At 63.1% G+C, this 17,673-nt stretch carries 15 protein-coding genes; 2 read left to right on the top strand and 13 right to left on the bottom strand.

Annotated features, from left to right (window positions below; translation table 11 throughout):
• Window positions 1–561, top strand: a complete 561-nt coding sequence (locus UB48_RS12395) for a cob(I)yrinic acid a,c-diamide adenosyltransferase (protein WP_045197356.1) — start codon at window positions 1–3, stop codon at window positions 559–561.
• A gap of 56 nt (window positions 562–617) precedes the next feature.
• On the opposite strand, the gene UB48_RS12390 is transcribed toward UB48_RS12395, so the two are convergent.
• The 4 genes from UB48_RS12390 to secA all read right to left on the bottom strand — a co-directional run bounded on the left by UB48_RS12390 (window position 618) and on the right by secA (window position 6,349).
• Window positions 618–1,562 carry a Nudix family hydrolase gene (locus UB48_RS12390; RefSeq protein WP_045197354.1) on the bottom strand — a complete coding sequence of 315 codons (945 nt, stop codon included), beginning with the start codon at window positions 1,560–1,562 and terminating at the stop codon, window positions 618–620.
• Window positions 1,559–2,191: a glutathione S-transferase gene (locus UB48_RS12385; protein WP_045197351.1), complete on the bottom strand. Its 633-nt coding sequence runs from the start codon at window positions 2,189–2,191 to the stop codon at window positions 1,559–1,561. Before UB48_RS12385 ends, UB48_RS12390 begins: the two co-directional genes overlap by 4 nt.
• An 81-nt stretch (window positions 2,192–2,272) precedes the next feature.
• A complete protein-coding gene (gene argJ, locus UB48_RS12380) occupies window positions 2,273–3,490 on the bottom strand; it encodes a bifunctional glutamate N-acetyltransferase/amino-acid acetyltransferase ArgJ (RefSeq protein ID WP_045197349.1) in 1,218 nt (405 codons plus the stop codon).
• A 126-nt stretch (window positions 3,491–3,616) separates the two neighbouring features.
• Window positions 3,617–6,349: a preprotein translocase subunit SecA gene (gene secA / locus UB48_RS12375; protein WP_045197346.1), complete on the bottom strand. Its 2,733-nt coding sequence runs from the start codon at window positions 6,347–6,349 to the stop codon at window positions 3,617–3,619.
• Between the two features lie 283 nt (window positions 6,350–6,632).
• Here secA and UB48_RS12370 point away from each other — a divergent pair, with 283 nt between their 5' ends.
• On the top strand, window positions 6,633–7,100 hold the full coding sequence (locus UB48_RS12370) for a DUF721 domain-containing protein (RefSeq protein ID WP_045197343.1): 468 nt from the start codon (window positions 6,633–6,635) through the stop codon (window positions 7,098–7,100).
• A gap of 123 nt (window positions 7,101–7,223) precedes the next feature.
• Here the strand turns inward: UB48_RS12370 and lpxC are convergent, their stop codons facing one another.
• From lpxC to murD, 9 genes are all read right to left on the bottom strand, one after another.
• Window positions 7,224–8,135, bottom strand: a complete 912-nt coding sequence (gene lpxC / locus UB48_RS12365; protein ID WP_028943297.1) for a UDP-3-O-acyl-N-acetylglucosamine deacetylase — start codon at window positions 8,133–8,135, stop codon at window positions 7,224–7,226.
• A gap of 112 nt (window positions 8,136–8,247) precedes the next feature.
• Window positions 8,248–9,435: a cell division protein FtsZ gene (gene ftsZ, locus UB48_RS12360; RefSeq protein WP_045197340.1), complete on the bottom strand. Its 1,188-nt coding sequence runs from the start codon at window positions 9,433–9,435 to the stop codon at window positions 8,248–8,250.
• A 56-nt stretch (window positions 9,436–9,491) separates the two neighbouring features.
• On the bottom strand, window positions 9,492–10,751 hold the full coding sequence (ftsA, locus tag UB48_RS12355; protein ID WP_010220793.1) for a cell division protein FtsA: 1,260 nt from the start codon (window positions 10,749–10,751) through the stop codon (window positions 9,492–9,494).
• A 15-nt stretch (window positions 10,752–10,766) separates the two neighbouring features.
• Entirely contained in the window at window positions 10,767–11,636 is an 870-nt protein-coding gene (locus UB48_RS12350; protein WP_038998876.1) for a cell division protein FtsQ/DivIB, read from the bottom strand.
• Between the two features lie 4 nt (window positions 11,637–11,640).
• On the bottom strand, window positions 11,641–12,600 hold the full coding sequence (locus UB48_RS12345; RefSeq protein WP_045197338.1) for a D-alanine--D-alanine ligase: 960 nt from the start codon (window positions 12,598–12,600) through the stop codon (window positions 11,641–11,643).
• Complete coding sequence (gene murC / locus UB48_RS12340) at window positions 12,597–14,051, bottom strand: UDP-N-acetylmuramate--L-alanine ligase (protein WP_045197336.1); 1,455 nt, start codon at window positions 14,049–14,051, stop codon at window positions 12,597–12,599. Before murC ends, UB48_RS12345 begins: the two co-directional genes overlap by 4 nt.
• The gene (gene murG, locus UB48_RS12335; protein WP_045197334.1) at window positions 14,044–15,123 is read right to left on the bottom strand and encodes an undecaprenyldiphospho-muramoylpentapeptide beta-N-acetylglucosaminyltransferase; all 1,080 of its coding nucleotides are present in this window, start codon (window positions 15,121–15,123) and stop codon (window positions 14,044–14,046) included. The genes murC and murG overlap by 8 nt, the downstream gene beginning before the upstream one ends.
• Window positions 15,113–16,324, bottom strand: a complete 1,212-nt coding sequence (ftsW, locus tag UB48_RS12330) for a putative lipid II flippase FtsW (RefSeq protein ID WP_176794320.1) — start codon at window positions 16,322–16,324, stop codon at window positions 15,113–15,115. The genes murG and ftsW overlap by 11 nt, the downstream gene beginning before the upstream one ends.
• Window positions 16,324–17,670 (bottom strand): UDP-N-acetylmuramoyl-L-alanine--D-glutamate ligase, encoded by a 1,347-nt coding sequence (murD, locus tag UB48_RS12325; protein WP_045197331.1) that lies wholly within the window; start codon window positions 17,668–17,670, stop codon window positions 16,324–16,326. Before murD ends, ftsW begins: the two co-directional genes overlap by 1 nt.
• Window positions 17,671–17,673: the final 3 nt, after the last annotated feature.

The following is a 17,673-nucleotide window of genomic DNA, read 5'->3' as shown; positions in this document are numbered from 1 at the left end:
ATGGGTTTTCGTTTGTCGAAGATTTACACCCGCACCGGCGACAAAGGTGAAACCGGGCTGGGCGATGGCCGCCGCGTGCCAAAGGACCATCCGCGAATCGAAGCGATTGGCGAGGTCGACAGCCTCAACAGCCAGTTGGGCCTGTTACTGGCCGGGTTGGCCGAACAGGGGCTGGATGAACTCAGTGAAGTGCTGGCGCCGTGTCAGCACCGGCTGTTCGATCTGGGCGGGGAACTGGCGATGCCGGCGTATCAAGCACTGAACAGCGCTGAAGTGGAGCGCCTGGAGGCGGCGATCGACCGCTGGAACGAAGAGCTGGGGCCGCTGGAGAACTTCATTCTGCCCAGTGGTTCGGCGCTGATCGCCCAGGCCCACGTGTGCCGCAGCCTGGCCCGCAGTGCCGAGCGGCGCTGCCAGCAGTTGAACAGCATCGAGCCGCTGGCCGGGGTGGGCCTGGCGTATATCAATCGGTTGTCGGATTTGCTGTTTGTCGCGGCACGCTTGATAGCACGGCGTCAGGGAGTGGCCGAGGTGTTGTGGCAGGCTGCGGCCAAGCCTTGATGGCCTCATCGCGGGTCAAGCCCGCTCCCACAGAACAGGCTTGCCTCGCGATCAATTCAGAGCTCAGGCCAGAACGCGCGGATCCCCGCCACACCCTGAGCGCCATGCTGCCAGGCCTTTTCCTGCTCGGCAGCGCCCACGCCACCAAGCAGATACACAGGCTTGCTGAAGCCTTCGATCAGTTGCTGCGCCTGGTCCCAGCCCAGTGGCACGGCATCCGGATGGGTCTGGGTCGCCTGCACCGGTGACAGGGTGACGAAATCCACGCCCATCTGCTCGGCCAGTGCCAGTTCTTCAGCGTTATGACACGACGCCGCCAGCCAGCGCTGCCTGGGGAACGGCCGGCCTTTGCTGGCGTACTTGCGCAGCTGCTCAGAGGTCAGGTGCCAACCGGCCGCCGGGAAGTCGCCCAGCCATTCCAGCGGGCCCTTGAGCATCAACTGCGCCTTGCCCGCGCACAGACCGACCGCATCTACCGCGACATCGCGGTATTTGGGGTCGTACATGTTCGGCGCACGTAGTTGTACCAGCTTGATTCCGTCGGCAATGGCCTTCTGGATGCCTCGCAACATCTGCGGGACTTCCAGCCCCTCGGGAGTAATCAGGTATTGCCCCGGCAAACGCGCGGCGGCAACGATTGGCTGGTTGGCTTCAGGGAAGTCGTAGTCCGGCAACTCCCGCGCAGTCACCCAGGCCAGCGGCTGGCCTTCGGCGCCATGGGGTTCGCCGCTAAAGCCGTTAACGTCCCAGACATCCAGCAGTACCTGTTTGTCCGGGTAATCGTGCTTGACCTTGATCAGCGGCCGCGCCGCAGTGACAACGATGCCCAGCTCTTCATGAAGCTCACGAGCCAGGGCCACTTCGACCGCTTCGCCGTCTTCGACCTTGCCACCGGGAAATTCCCACAGGCCGCCCTGGTGCTGGCTGTCAGCGCGGCGGGCAATCAGGATGCGTCCGTCGGTGCCGCGGATGACCGCGGCGGCTACATGCACACGTTTCACCCTTCACGCTCCGCCAGGCCAGCTTGTTGCCAGGCCTGGAAGGCTGGCCACTGGTAGATGGTCTCGATATAGGCCGCCGCATCTGCCGGCACTTCGACCCGGTAGGTGCGCAGGCGCACGGCGATCGGGGCAAAGAAGGCGTCGGCCAGGCTCAGGCTGCCGAACAGGTAAGGGCCAGCCTCTTTGGCTGCCAGGCGGCATTCGGACCACAGCGCGACGATGCGGTCGATATCGACCTGCACGTCCAGCGGCATGCTTTCCAGCGCTTGATCGCGAGACAGGTCGAACGGCATGTTGCCACGCAGGGCGAAGAAGCCGCTGTGCATCTGTGCGCAAGCCGAACGGGCCTGGGCACGGGCAGCGACGTCGGTAGGCCAGAGGTTGGCTTGCGGGTGACGCTCGGCCAGGTATTCGGCAATCGCCAGGGAGTCGGCAATCACCCCGTGCTCGCTTTTGAGCAGCGGTACCTTGGCAGTGGGCGAATGCTCGAGCAGGCGCTGGCGGGTGTCAGGCTGGTTGAGCTTGATCAGGGTTTCATCGTAAGTAGCAACGGCCAGCTCAAGGGCCAGGGCGGCGCGCAGCGACCAGGAGGAGTACAGCTTGTCGCCGATGATCAGGTGGTAGCTCATGGTTCGGCTCCATCAGGGGCTTTTCGCGGGTCAAGCCCGCTCCTACAGGTTTGGTAGGAGCGGGCTCGCCCGGCGATGAGGTTAAGTACGGTATTCAGCGTTGATTTTCACGTACTCGTGGGACAGGTCGGTGGTCCAGATGGTTTCGCTGCACTGGCCACGGCCCAGCTCGATACGGATGGTGATTTCTTCACGGGCCATGACTGCCGAGCCCTGGGCTTCGGTGTAGCTGGCGCTGCGCCCGCCCTGGCTGGCGATGCACACATCACCCAGGTAAACGTCGATCAGGCTGACGTCCAGGTCCGGTACACCGGCCCGGCCGACCGCGGCGAGGATCCGGCCCCAGTTCGGGTCGGAGGCGAACAGTGCGGTCTTGATCAGCGGCGAGTGGGCCACGGCATAGCCGACGTCCAGGCACTCCTGATGGTTGCCGCCGCCGTTGACTTCAACAGTGACGAACTTGGTCGCACCTTCGCCGTCGCGGACGATGGCCTGGGCGACTTCCATGCACACTTCGAACACGGCTTTTTTCAGCGCTTCGAACAGCGGGCCGCTGGCTTCGCTGACTTCGGCGACATCGGCCTTGCCGGTGGCAATCAGCATGCAGCAGTCGTTGGTCGAGGTGTCGCCGTCGATGGTGATGCGGTTGAACGACTTATTGGCGCCGTCGAGGATCAGGTCCTTGAGCACTGCCGGGGCCACCTTGGCGTCGGTGGCGATGTAACCGAGCATGGTCGCCATGTTCGGGCGGATCATGCCCGCGCCTTTACTGATGCCGGTGACGGTGATGGTCACGCCGTCATGCTGGAACTGGCGGCTGGCGCCTTTAGGCAGGGTGTCGGTGGTCATGATGCCGGTGGCGGCTGCGGCCCAGTTGTTTTCCGACAAGTCATCGATGGCTGCCTGCAGGGCGCCTTCGATCTTCTCGACCGGCAGCGGCTCGCCGATCACGCCGGTGGAGAATGGCAGCACGGCACTGGCGTCGACGCCAGTCAGCTCGGCCAGCTTGGCGCAGGTGCGCTCGGCCGCAGCCAGGCCTGGCGCGCCGGTGCCGGCGTTGGCGTTGCCGGTGTTGGTCAGCAGGTAGCGTACGGTACCCTGTACGCGCTGTTTGGCGAGGATCACCGGGGCGGCGCAAAAGGCGTTCAGGGTAAACACGCCGGCGACGCTGGAGCCTTCGGCGCAGCGCATTACCACCACGTCCTTGCGCCCGGGGCGCTTGATGCCCGCAGAGGCGATGCCGAGTTCGAAACCTGGAACCGGGTGCAACGTTGGCAAAGGACCAAGACCAACAGCCATGAAAGCGCTCCTAGAAAAAAGGCACCGGGACGAGATTACCGGCGCTTGAGATGGAACAACGCCGCGACGGTCAGGACCTGTCGCGGCGCGGTGTTCAGATGTCAGCGAGGTACTACGGCGTGATGATCAGTCGATCTTGCCGTGGCACTGCTTGAACTTCTTGCCCGAACCGCACCAGCATGGCTCGTTGCGGCCCAGCTTCTGCTCGTTGCGCACAGGCGCGGCGGCCACGGCAACGTCAGCACCGTCTTCCTGCGGTTCAGCTTCAAGGCCCGGGGCCTCGGCGTGCTGGAACTGCATGCGCGCAGCCAGCTCTTCGGCTTCGCGGCGCAGACGGGCCTCTTCCTCGACCGGATCTTCGCGGCGCACCTGAACGTGCGAGAGCACGCGGATGGTGTCGCGCTTGATCGAATCGAGCAGCTCCTGGAACAGGTTGAACGACTCGCGCTTGTACTCCTGCTTCGGGTTCTTCTGCGCATAGCCGCGCAGGTGGATACCGTGGCGCAGATGGTCCATGGTCGACAGGTGGTCTTTCCACAGGTCGTCGAGCACACGCAGCAGGATCTGCTTCTCGAAGGTACGCAGGGCTTCGGCGCTGGCCTGCTCTTCCTTCTCGTTGTAGGCCGCCAGCAGCTCAGTCATGAGCTTGGCACGCAGGGTTTCTTCGTACAGGTGGTCGTCTTCGTCGAGCCATTGCTGAATCGGCAGCTTGACCCCGAAATCGCTGGCCAGGGCCGCTTCCAGGCCGGCCACGTCCCACTGCTCGGGCAGCGATTGCGGCGGAATGTGCTGGGCGACGGTGACGTCGAGCACTTCCTGGCGGAAGTCGGCGATGGTGTCGCCAATGTTGTCGGCTGCCAGCAGGCTGTTACGCATGTGGTAGATGACTTTACGCTGTTCGTTGGCGACGTCGTCGAATTCGAGCAACTGCTTGCGAATGTCGAAGTTGCGGCCTTCGACCTTGCGCTGGGCTTTTTCGATGGCGTTGGTGACCATGCGGTGTTCGATGGCTTCACCGGACTGCATGCCCAGGGCCTTCATGAAGTTCTTCACCCGGTCAGAGGCGAAGATACGCATCAGGCTGTCTTCCAGCGACAGGTAGAAACGGCTCGAACCCGGGTCGCCCTGACGACCGGAACGGCCACGCAGCTGGTTGTCGATACGGCGCGATTCGTGACGCTCGGAAGCAATCACGTGCAGGCCACCGGACTCGATCACCTGCTGGTGACGCTTCTGCCAGTCGGCCTTGATCTGCGCGACCTGCTCGGCGGTCGGGCTGTCCATGGCGGCGACTTCGACTTCCCAGTTACCGCCCAGGAGGATGTCGGTACCGCGACCGGCCATGTTGGTGGCGATGGTCAGCGCACCCGGGCGACCGGCCTGGGCAATGATCTCGGCTTCTTTTTCGTGGTACTTGGCGTTCAGGACCTTGTGATCGATGCCTTCCTTCTGCAGCAGGTTGGACATGTGCTCGGAGGTTTCGATGGTCGCGGTGCCCACCAGGACCGGACGGCCCTGGGTCATGCTTTCCTTGATGTCGGCGATGATCGCCTGGTACTTCTCGTCGGCGGTCAGGTACACCAGGTCGTTGAAGTCCTTACGGGCCAACGGCTTGTTCGGCGGGATCACCATCACGTTGAGGCCGTAGATCGACTGGAACTCGAACGCTTCGGTGTCGGCGGTACCGGTCATGCCCGACAGTTTGTTGTACAGGCGGAAGTAGTTCTGGAAGGTGGTCGAGGCCAGGGTCTGGCTCTCGGCCTGAATGTTCAGGTTCTCTTTCGCTTCGATCGCCTGGTGCAGGCCTTCGGACAGACGGCGACCCGGCATGGTACGCCCGGTGTGTTCGTCGATCAGCAGGATCTGGCCGTCCTGGACGATGTACTCGATGTTGCGATGGAACAGCTTGTGCGCGCGCAGGCCGGCGTAGACGTGGGTCAGCAGGCCCAGGTTGTGCGCCGAGTAGAGGCTCTCGCCCTCGGCCAGCAGGCCGACCTGGGTGAGCATCTCTTCGATGAACTGGTGGCCGGCTTCGTTGAGTTCAACCTGACGGCTCTTCTCGTCGATGCTGTAGTGGCCTTCCTGGGTAACCTGGCCCTCGACTTCCTCGATGTGCTGCTTGAGGCGCGGGATCAGCTTGTTGATCTCGATGTACAGCTTGGAGCTGTCTTCGGCCTGGCCGGAGATGATCAGCGGGGTACGGGCTTCATCGATGAGGATGGAGTCGACTTCGTCGATCACGGCGAAATTCAGCTCGCGCTGGAATTTCTCTTCCATGCTGAAGGCCATGTTGTCGCGCAGGTAGTCGAAACCGAATTCGTTGTTGGTGCCGTAGGTGATGTCGGCGGCGTAGGCAATGCGCTTCTCTTCCGGCGGCTGGAACGGTGTGACGACACCGACGGTCAGGCCGAGGAATTCGTACAGCGGACGCATCCAGTTGGCGTCGCGGCGGGCCAGGTAGTCGTTCACCGTGACCACGTGCACACCTTTGCCCGACAAGGCATTGAGGTACACGCCTAGGGTTGCGACCAAGGTCTTGCCTTCACCGGTACGCATTTCTGCGATCATGCCTTCGTGCAAGGTCATGCCGCCGATCAGCTGCACATCGAAGTGACGCATGCCCATGACCCGCTTGCCCGCTTCACGGGCGACCGCGAAGGCTTCAGGCAACAGTTGGTCGAGGGTCTCGCCTTTGGCCAGGCGCTCTTTGAACGCTGCGGTCTTGGCGCGCAGCTGCTCGTCCGAGAGGGCCACCATCTGCTCTTCGAAGGCATTGACGATCTGTACCGTCTTGAGCATGCGTTTGACTTCACGCTCGTTCTTGCTTCCAAAAAGTTTTTTTAACAAAGGCGCAAACATATCGGCAGGATCTTCCACACGTGGGGATGGAGGGCGGCCCCGTAAGTCGCCCGTGCAGCCCTAATGGCCGCATGCGAACGAGCATTCTACCCGGAAACGATGGTGAGGAAAGTGGCGGATTTCCACGATGCTGGCACAGCGCTTTGACGGGGCATGGTTAAAATAAGGCCTTTTTCGCCAACTTCAAGCCATTGCAACATGAAGTTTTACCCTCGCAGCGCAAACAGGGCCTGCCTGTGGCGATCTGCTAAGATGGCAGCTCTGTAACTTCAGGTGTCCCTTCATGGCTTTTCGCCCCTCGCCAGCCCGCGCTCCCGCTGTCCTTCTGCGCGAAGCCCGGCCGCTCAAAGCCCTGTTCAGCCAGGCCCAGCGCCTGGCGCAACTGCAGAAGCTGCTCGACAGCCAGCTGCAGCCGGCGGCCCGCGAACATTGCCACCTCGCTTCCTGGCGCGAGGGCACGCTGTTGTTGATCGTCACCGACGGCCACTGGGCCACCCGCCTGCGTTACCAGCAAAAACGCCTGCAACGCCAGTTGCAGACTCTGGAGGCCTTTGCCAGCCTGACGCGGATTTTGTTCAAGGTACAGCCACCGACCGCCCAGAGCCGCGCGGCCGGGCACACCGCCGACCTGTCGAGCCGGGCGGCCGAAAGTATTCAGGCGACGGCTGAAGGCATCAGCGATCCGAAGCTGCGGGCGGCGCTGGAGCGGTTGGCCAGCCATGCGCGGGATAAGGATGCGGCGGACGGCTGATATTCCGTGCATGGGGCTGCTGCGCAGCCCATCGCCGGCAAGACCGGCTCCCACACAAAAACCAGGCATAAAAAAGGCCACCCGAAGGTGGCCGAAAAAAACTAAAGAAGAGAGTGTTCGTACTTACACTGCCGCAACCGGACGCATGTAAGAGATCGGTGCCGTGCTGGCATCTTCGAAAGTCACCACTTCCCAGGCGTCTGTTTCCTCGATCAGCTTGCGCAGCAGCTGGTTGTTCAGCGCGTGTCCGGACTTGTAGCCCTTGAACTCGCCGATCAGGCTGTTGCCCAGCAGGTAGAGGTCGCCGATGGCGTCGAGGATCTTGTGCTTGACGAATTCGTCTTCGTAGCGAAGACCGTCTTCGTTGAGCACGCCGTCCTTGTCGACCACGATGGCGTTTTCCACACTGCCACCGAGTGCGAGGTTGTGCTTGCGCAGGTACTCGATGTCACTCATGAACCCGAAGGTACGGGCGCGGCTGACTTCCTTCACAAACGAGGTGCTGGAAAAGTCCACGCTGGCGCTTTGGGTCCGGTTGCGGAACACCGGGTGATCGAAATCGATCTCGAAACTCACCTTGAACCCGTCGAATGGCAGGAAAGTAGCGCGCTTGTCGCCGTCTTCCACTGTCACTTCGCGCAGGATGCGGATGAACTTCTTGGCTGCGTCCTGTTCTTCCAGGCCGGCAGATTGAATCAGGAATACAAAGGGCCCAGCGCTACCGTCCATGATCGGCACTTCGGACGCGGAGAGCTCGACGTAGGCGTTATCGATGCCCAGGCCAGCCATGGCCGAGAGCAAGTGCTCAACCGTGTCTACCTTGGTATCGCCGTTGACCAGTGTCGTCGACATGGTGGTCTCGCCGACGTTGGCCGCGCGGGCGGGAATTTCCACCACGGGGTCGAGGTCGGCACGGCGAAATACGATGCCGGTATCCACAGGTGCAGGTTTGAGGGTCAGGTAAACCTTTTCCCCGGAGTGCAGGCCGACACCTGTGGCACGGATAATATTCTTCAGGGTGCGTTGTTTAATCATGGCATTGGCCGCTTCAGCGCAAATTGCGAACTGGTATCAACAAAGGCTGAGGATAATACCAGACCCGGCCTTTGCTGAACACCAATCACCCTTATACCCCTGATAAATTTCATTAATCGGCCTGACGACGCAGGAATGCCGGGATGTCCAGGTAGTCCAGATCGTCTTGCGGATTAAGTTTTGCAGCCGCCGCAGCACCGGCGTGGGCCTGGTTGCGCATCACGGTCGGACGCTCCAGGTCACGGTAGTTAACCGACGACTCGTTGCGTACAGGGGCCGGAGCCGGGGTCTGCGCCGCAGCGGTCTGCATGGTGTTGTCGATAACCTTGACCGGCTTCTCGATTTTCGCACCCAGGCCAGTGGCAACCACTGTAACGTGCAGCTCGTCGCGCATGTCCGGATCGATAACGGTACCGACCTTGACCATGGCGTGATCGGATGCGAAGGCCTCGATGATGCTACCGACGTCCGAGTACTCACCCAGCGACAGGTCAGGACCTGCGGTGATGTTCACCAGGATGCCGCGAGCGCCCTGCAGGTTGACGTCTTCGAGCAGCGGGTTGCGGATGGCTGCCTCGGTCGCTTCACGTGCACGGTTAGGACCGCTGGCACAGCCGGTACCCATCATGGCCATGCCCATCTCGCTCATCACGGTACGCACGTCGGCGAAATCGACGTTGATCATGCCCGGACGCTTGATGATGTCGGAGATACCGCGAACGGCACCGGCCAGTACGTCGTCAGCCTTGGCAAACGCCGACAGCAGGCTGGCGTCCTTGCCGAGGATGGTCAGCAGCTTCTCGTTGGGGATGGTGATCAGCGAGTCGACGCTGTCAGCCAGTGCACGGATGCCCTCGTCGGCAATCTGCATGCGCTTGCGGCCTTCGAACGGGAACGGCCGGGTCACCACGGCAACGGTGAGGATGCCCAGTTCCTTGGCCACTTCGGCGATGATTGGCGCCGCACCGGTACCGGTACCGCCGCCCATGCCGGTGGTGATGAACACCATGTTGGTGCCTTGCAGCACTTCGGCGATGCGCTCACGGTCTTCCAGCGCGGCCTGACGGCCGACTTCCGGATTGGCACCGGCACCCAGGCCCTTGGTTACACCGGTGCCCAGTTGCAGGATGGTACGCGCGCCGATGTTTTTCAGCGCTTGAGCATCGGTGTTGGCGCAGATGAATTCGACGCCTTCGATGTTGCTCTTGACCATGTGATTGACGGCGTTGCCACCGCCGCCACCGACGCCGATCACTTTGATGACCGGACTTTGCGGGACGTTGTCTACGAGCTCGAACATTTTCCCTCTCCTTACAGTTCTCTAGTTTTTGCGCCTACTACTACTGCTTTGAAACTTTAAAAGTTGCCCTGGACCCAGCGTTTGAAGCGTTCGAACGCTGGAGCCTTCGGTTCATCGCCATAGCCGTTGTTGCTGCTGCTGATACCGGTCAGGGTCAAGCCGTCGGACTGCTTCTGCAGGCCGTAGGTCAAAAGGCCCACACCGGTGGAATAAATCGGGTTGCGCACCACATCGCTAAGGCCGCGAACACTGTGCGGCACGCCCAGGCGTACCGGCATGTGGAAGATTTCTTCGGCAAGTTCTACCGCGCCTTCCATTTTCGAGGTACCGCCGGTCAGGACGATGCCCGCCGGTACCAGGTCTTCGTAGCCGCTGCGACGCAGTTCGGCCTGGATCAGGGTGAAGAGCTCGTCGTAACGCGGCTCGACCACTTCGGCCAGGGCCTGGCGCGACAGTTCGCGCGGCGGACGGTCGCCGACGCTCGGCACCTTGATGGTTTCACCGGCGCCGGCCAGCTTGGCCAGGGCGCAGGCGTAACGGATCTTGATCTCTTCGGCGTATTGAGTCGGGGTACGCAGGGCCATGGCGATGTCGTTGGTCACCTGGTCGCCGGCAATCGGGATCACCGCGGTGTGACGGATCGCGCCTTCAGTGAAGATGGCGATGTCGGTGGTGCCGCCACCGATGTCGACCAGGCACACGCCGAGCTCTTTCTCGTCATCGGTCAGCACCGAGTAAGCCGAGGCCAGTTGCTCGAGGATGATGTCGTCGATTTCCAGGCCGCAGCGACGCACGCACTTTTCGATGTTCTGCGCGGCATTGACGGCGCAGGTGACCACGTGGACCTTGGCTTCCAGACGCACGCCGGACATCCCCAGTGGCTCGCGCACGCCTTCCTGGTTGTCGATCACGTAGTCCTGCGGCAGGGTGTGCAGGACCCGCTGGTCGGCCGGAATGGCCACGGCCTGGGCGGCGTCGAGCACGCGCTCAAGGTCGGCGGCGCTGACTTCACGGTCGCGGATGGCGACGATGCCGTGGGAGTTCAGGCTGCGGATGTGATTGCCGGCAACACCGACGAACGCCGAGTGGATCCGGCAGCCAGCCATCAGCTGGGCCTCTTCGACCGCACGCTGGATCGACTGCACGGTGGACTCGATATTGACCACCACGCCCTTCTTCAGCCCGCGCGATGGGTGGGTGCCGATACCGACGATTTCCAGGGTGCCGTCGGCGGCGACTTCGCCCACCAGTGCCACGACCTTGGAGGTGCCGATATCCAGCCCGACGATCATTTTGCCGCTATGCGCATTTGCCATGGGTCCTGCCTCTCTCTAATTCTTCGCAACGGCGGGTTGGGCCGTCGTCGGTGCATTCGGTTCCCGCCAGCCAACAGCCAGGCCATTGGCATAACGCAGATCGATGCGGGCGATGTTCGTGATCTGTTCTTTGAGTGTCTTGTCGTAAATGGCAATGAAGCGGCGCATCTTTTCCACCAGATGATCGCGTCCCAGCAGCAGTTCGATACCTGGCCCGGCGCTACCGGCACCGGTGGTCAGGAACCAGCTGCCGCGCTCGCGCAACTCCAGCCGGGCAATCGAAAAGCCCATCGGCCGCAACATCTGGCTCAGGACCTGATATTGCTGCATTACTTTTTGCTGCGCCCGCTGCGGCCCGAACAGCTGCGGCAGGTGCTCGTAGTTGGCCAGTTCACGCGGGGTAAAGGCCTGGCCCTGGTTATTGAGCAAGGCTTCGTCACCCCAGCGCGCGACCGGCAACTGTTCTTCCAGGCGGATCACCACTTCATCCGGCCACACCCGGCGCACTTCGGCGTGGGCGATCCAGGGCATCTGCTCCAGTTCCGCGCGCATGCTCGCCAGGTCGACGGTGAAGAAGCTCGCCGCTACGTAGGGGGCGATCCGCTGCTGCACCGCCTGCTGGCTGATGTAGCTGAGGTCGCCCTGTACGGCGATCTTGGTAATCGGCCGATCGGCGTACGGCATCAGGCGCTGGGCACCTTCGTAGGCGCCAAAACCTGCGACGACCAGCAGCACCGGCCACAGCAGGCGCTTGAACACGCTGAAGTTGGCCTTGGGCAGGCGCGCCGACAGTGGCTCCTTGGCCACCATCCGGCTGGCACCACGCGGCACCGGCTTGTTACGGCCGGGGGCGGGTTGCTGATGACGTAACATCGCGCCTTGCATGGGCTTAACCTCGCGCCGGGGCGCTTGCCGCCAGGATCGCCAGCACCAACTGCTGGAAGTCCAGGCCGGCCGCGCGTGCCGCCATCGGGACCAGGCTGTGATCAGTCATGCCTGGTGCGGTGTTGACCTCGAGCAGCCAGAAACGCCCCTGCTCGTCCTGCATCACGTCCAGGCGGCCCCAGCCGGCGATGCCGATGGCGTCGCAGGCACGGGCAGTCAGGTCGATCAGCTCTTTTTCCTTGGCCGCGTCCAGGCCGCACGGGATGCGGTACTGGGTATCGTTGGCAATGTACTTGGCGTCGTAGTCATAGAAGGTGTGCGGCGTGCCCAGGGCAATCGGCGGCAACACCTGGCCACGCAGGGTCGCGACGGTGAACTCCGGACCATGAATCCATTGTTCGACCAACACTTGCGAATCGTAGGTAGCGGCGTCCTTCCAGGCGGCGATCAATTCGTCGACACCCTGCACTTTCGCCATACCGATACTGGAACCTTCATGGGCCGGTTTGACGATCAAAGGGAAGCCCAGTTCCGCACCTGCAGAAATACAGTCGGCTTCGCTGCTCAGTACGGCGTGACGAGGGGTCGGAATCCCCAGGCTGTGCCAGACCTGCTTGGTCCGCAGCTTGTCCATGGCCAGTGCCGAAGCGAGGATGCCGCTGCCGGTATAGGGGATGCCCAGGCACTCCAGCAAGCCCTGCATGCTGCCGTCTTCACCGCCACGGCCGTGGAGGATGATGAAGGCGCGGTCGATCTTCTCGCTCAGCAGGCGCTGCAGCAGATCGTCACCGACGTCGATGGCGACCACATCGACACCGGCGCTGGTCAGCGCCTGGATGACTGCGGCGCCGGACTTCAGCGAAACCTCGCGCTCGGCGCTCTTGCCGCCGTACAGCACGGCAACGCGGCCGAAGGCTTTCGGGTCGATGGTCGAGTGCAAAGTGGCGTATGCGTTATCAGTCATTTCGACTTCCCCTGACTGGCAACAGCACCAGCGAACAACGGACTCTTGAGTAATTGCGGGGCCAGGCCACCGATGTCACCGGCACCTTGGCACAGCAGGATGTCGCCAGCGCGCAGCAGCGGCTTGACCAGCGGCGCCAGCTCGATGCCGCGCTCGATGTAGATCGGGTCGAGCTGGCCGCGCTGGCGGATGCTGTGGCACAGCTGACGGCTGTCGGCACCGGGGATCGGCTCTTCGCCGGCCGGATAGACTTCCATCAGCAACAGTACGTTGGCGTCGGCCAGGACCTGGACGAAATCGTCGTAGAGGTCGCGGGTGCGGCTGTAACGGTGCGGCTGGTAAACCATCACCAGGCGCCGCTCAGGCCAGCCACCGCGCACGGCCTTGATCACCGCCGCGACTTCGGTCGGGTGGTGGCCGTAGTCGTCGACCAGCATCACGCTGCCGCCCTCTACCGGCAGTTCGCCGTAGACCTGGAAGCGCCGCCCTACCCCCTGGAACCCCGAAAGGCCCTGGACAATGGCTTCATCGCTGATGCCCTCGTCGGTGGCAATGGCGATGGTCGCCAGGGCGTTGAGCACGTTGTGATTGCCCGGCATGTTGACCGACACGTCCAGCGGCTCGCGATCGCGGCGCAGCACGGTGAAGTGGGTCTGCATGCCCGACTGGCGGACATTGATCGCACGCACGTCGGCTTCTTCGCTGAAGCCATAGGTGACCGCCGGCCGCTTGACCTGCGGGAGGATCTCGCGCACCACCGGATCGTCCAGGCACATCACCGCCAGCCCGTAGAACGGCAGGTTGTGGAGGAACTCGACGAAGGTTTTCTTCAGTTTGTTGAAGTCGCCTTCGTAGGTCGCCATATGGTCGGCGTCGATGTTGGTGACCACCGCCACCAGCGGCTGCAGGTGCAGGAAGCTGGCGTCGCTTTCATCGGCTTCGGCGATCAGGTAGCGGCTGGTGCCGAGCTGGGCATTGGTGCCGGCTGCATTGAGGCGGCCACCGATGACGAAGGTCGGGTCCAGGCCACCGGCGGCGAACACCGAGGCCAGCAGGCTGGTGGTGGTGGTCTTGCCATGGGTACCGGCAACGGCGATGCCGTGGCGGTAGCGCATCAGCTCGGCGAGCATCTCGGCCCGCGGCACCACCGGAATGCGCCGCTCAAGGGCGGTGGCGACTTCCGGGTTGGCGGTGTTGATGGCGCTCGAGACCACCAGCACATCGGCGCTGGCGGCGTTCTCGGCACGGTGACCGATGAAGATCTGCGCACCGAAGGATTCCAGACGCTCGGTGACCGGCGAGGTCTTGAGGTCGGAGCCCGACACCTGGTAACCCAGGTTCAGCAGCACTTCGGCAATACCGCACATGCCCACGCCGCCGATACCGACGAAGTGGATGCGACGGATACGGCGCATTTCCGGTTGTGGCATGGCTTTTTGATTCTCAACCATGGGCCACCTCCAGACAGATATCGACCACGGTGCGGGTGGCAGCGGGCTTGGCCAGGCGCCGGGCAGTGGCGGCCATGGTGGTGAGTTTTTCCGGTTGCATCAGCACCTCGTTCAGGCGTTCAGCGAGTTGCGCTGCGCCAGTTGTCGCTTGTGGCATCAGGAAGGCAGCGCCTTCACGGGCCAGATAATGGGCGTTGTGGGTCTGGTGGTCGTCGATGGCATGGGGCAAGGGCACCAGCATCGAGGGCAAGCCGGCCGCAGCCAGTTCGCTGACAGTCAGCGCACCCGCGCGGCAGACCACCAGATCAGCCCAGCCATAGGCATGGGCCATGTCCTTGATGAACGGCTCTACCTGAGCCTCGACACCCGCCTGGCGATAACGCTCGGCGGTAATCTGGTCGTGCTGCTTGCCAGCCTGGTGGAACACCTCGGGACGAATCTCCTGAGGCACCAGGGCCAGGGCCTGGGGCAGCAGCTTGTTCAGCGGTTCGGCACCCAGGCTTCCGCCGAGTACCAGCAAGCGAGGCCTGCGCGCGCCCAGGGGCTCGCGCAGGGTTTCCATGAACAGTTCGCTGCGCACCGGGTTACCGGTGGTGCGCAGTTTGTCCGACGCCGCGAAGGTGTCGGGGAAAGCTTCGCAGACTCGGCCAGCCAAGGGCACCAGCAGCCGATTGGCGGTACCGGCGCGGGCGTTCTGCTCGTGAATCACCACCGGCACGCCGCAGAGCTTGGCGGCTACGCCACCGGGGCCGGTCACGTAGCCACCGAAGCCGACCACGCACACCGGCTTGAGCTGACGAATGATCCGCCGCGCCTGCAGCACCGCCTTGACCAGGGTGAACGGCGCCTTGAGCAACGACAGCTTGCTCTTGCCGCGCAAGCCGGTGACCTGGATCAGGTGCAATTGCAGGCCTGCCTGGGGCACCAGTTCATTCTCGATACCGCGAGGGGTGCCCAGCCAGTGCACGCTGAAGCCGCGCGCCTGGAACTCACGGGCGCAGGCCAGCGCCGGGAACACGTGGCCCCCGGTGCCGCCGGCCATGATCAATACGTTCTTGCCGTTAGCGGCCATGATTCGGCTCCTCGGCAAAATCGCTTTCATCGAATTCGTGTTCTTCACTGCCCAGGTGCGTGCGGCTCTCCCACTCGATCCGCAGCAGCAGGCCGACGCAGGCGCAGCAGATCACCAGCGAGCTACCGCCGTAACTGAGGAACGGCAGGGTCAGGCCCTTGGTCGGCAGCAGGCCGACGTTCACGCCGATGTTGATCAGGAACTGACCAATCCACAGGAAGGCGAGGCCGAAAGCCATGTAGGCGGCAAAGAACTGCTTGGCTTTTTCAGCCCACAGGCCGATGTACAGCGCGCGCACAGTGACAAACACAAACAGCGCCACGGTGACCAGCGAGCCGACCACGCCCAGTTCTTCGGCAAGCACCGAGAAGACGAAGTCGGTGTGCGCTTCGGGCAGGTAGAACTGCTTCTGCACGCTGTTGCCCAGGCCGACACCCAGCCACTCGCCGCGACCGAAGGCGATCAGCGCCTGGGTTAGCTGGTAGCCGGAGCCGAACTGATCCGACCAGGGGTCGGTAAAGGTGATCAAACGTGCCATTCGGTAGGGCTGGGCCTGGACCAGGATGAACACCGCCGCCACCGCCAGCACCACCATCAGGCTGAAACGGAACAGACCGACGCCACCAAGGAACAGCATCGCTGCCGCCGCGCCCATCATGACCACCGTGGCACCGAAGTCCGGCTCCATCAGCAGCAGGCCGGCCATTGGCAACAGCACGATGAACGGCTTGAAGAAGCCCATCCAGCTTTCGCGCACTTCCTGCTGGCGACGCACCAGGTAACCGGCCAGGTAAATGACCACGAAGACCTTGGCGATTTCCGAGGGCTGGACGTTGAAGAAGCTGAAGCCGATCCAGCGCATCGAGCCGTTCACTTCGCGGCCGATGCCCGGCACCAGTACCAGCACCAGCAGGCCGAAGGCGCCGACCAGCATGGTGAAGCCCATCTTCTGCCAGGTGGCGATCGGCACCATCATGGTGACGATGCAGGCAAAGACGCCGATGGCCACGTACACCAGGTGGCGAAACATGTGATACAGCGGGTTGCCCGACTGCGCCGCGGCGACTTCCGAGGACGCCGAGGTGATCATCACCAGGCCGAGGCCGAGCAGCGCCAGGCAACCGGCGAGCATGGCGAAATCGAGGTCGATGCCGCGACCGCTGATCAGCGGCGATGGATAAGGCTTGATGATGCCGAAGATCATGCCAGCCCTCCTGCGGCCTGGGCGAACAGGCGCCCACGCTCTTCGAAGTTTTTGAACATGTCCAGGCTCGCGCAGGCCGGCGACAACAGCACGGCATCGCCAGGCTGGGCCAGTTCGGCGCATTGCTGCACGGCTTCATCGAGGGTGTTCACCCGGATCTGCGGCACGTCGTCGCCCAGGGCTTGCGCCAGGCGCTCGGCATCGCGGCCAAGCAGCACCACGGCGCGGCAGTTGGCTGCAACCGGTGCGCGCAGGGCGCTGAAGTCGGCACCTTTGCCATCGCCGCCGGCGACCAGCACCAGCTTGCCGTCGATATCGGCGCCCAGGCCTTCGATCGCCGCCAGGGCGGCACCGACGTTGGTCGCCTTGGAGTCGTCATACCAGTTCACGCCGTTACGCTCGCGGATCCACTGGCAACGGTGGGCAAGGCCTGCGAAGGTGCGCAGGCTGGAGAGCATGGCGTCCATCGGCAAACCGACCGCATGGCCCAGGGCCAGGGCCGCCAGGGCGTTGGACTGGTTGTGGGCGCCGCGAATCTTCAGCTCGCGCACCGGCATCAGATTCTGGAATTCGAACGCCAGGTACTTCTCGCCGCTCTCTTCGCGCAGACCGAAGGCTTTGAAGTCGGGGGCGTTCAGACCAAAGGTCCATACCGGTTGGCCTTCAGACAACAGAGGCCGGCTCAGGGCATCCTGGCGGTTGACCACCACCTGGCGCGCACCACGGAAGATCCGGTGCTTGGCCAGATGATAGGCCGGCAGGCCGCTGTAGCGGTCCATGTGGTCTTCGCTGACGTTGAGCACGGTGGCCACTTCGGCGTTGAGCTGGTCGGTGGTCTCCAACTGAAAGCTCGACAGCTCCATCACATACAGCTCGACGTCGTCGCTGAGCAAATCCAGCGCCGGGGTACCGAGGTTGCCGCCGACCGCCACACGTTTGCCTGCCGCGGCGGCCATTTCGCCAACCAGGGTGGTGACGGTGCTTTTGGCGTTGGAGCCGCTGATGGCAATGATCGGCGCCTTGGCGTTGCGGGCGAACAGTTCGATATCGCCCGACAGCTTCACGCCGCGGGCAGCGGCCTGTTGCAGGGCCGGGGTGGCAAGGGCCAGGCCGGGGCTGACATACAGCTCGTCGGCGCGGCAGAGAAACTCGACGTCCAGCTCGCCACAGCGCACTTCCACCTGCGGGAAATCACGGCGCAGGGTGTCCAGTTCCGGCGGGTTGTCACGGGTGTCGGCAACCGCAAAGGCAATGCCCCGGTTCGCCAGGAAGCGAACCAGGGACATGCCGCTCTTGCCGAGGCCGACAACGATGCGGAAGTGGTCAGAAGCGATCAAGGACACGCG

This window comes from Pseudomonas sp. 2(2015) (assembly GCF_000955865.1).
In the GTDB taxonomy this organism is placed as follows: Bacteria; Pseudomonadota; Gammaproteobacteria; order Pseudomonadales; family Pseudomonadaceae; genus Aquipseudomonas.
This window is presented reverse-complemented; position numbering and strand designations above follow the sequence as displayed.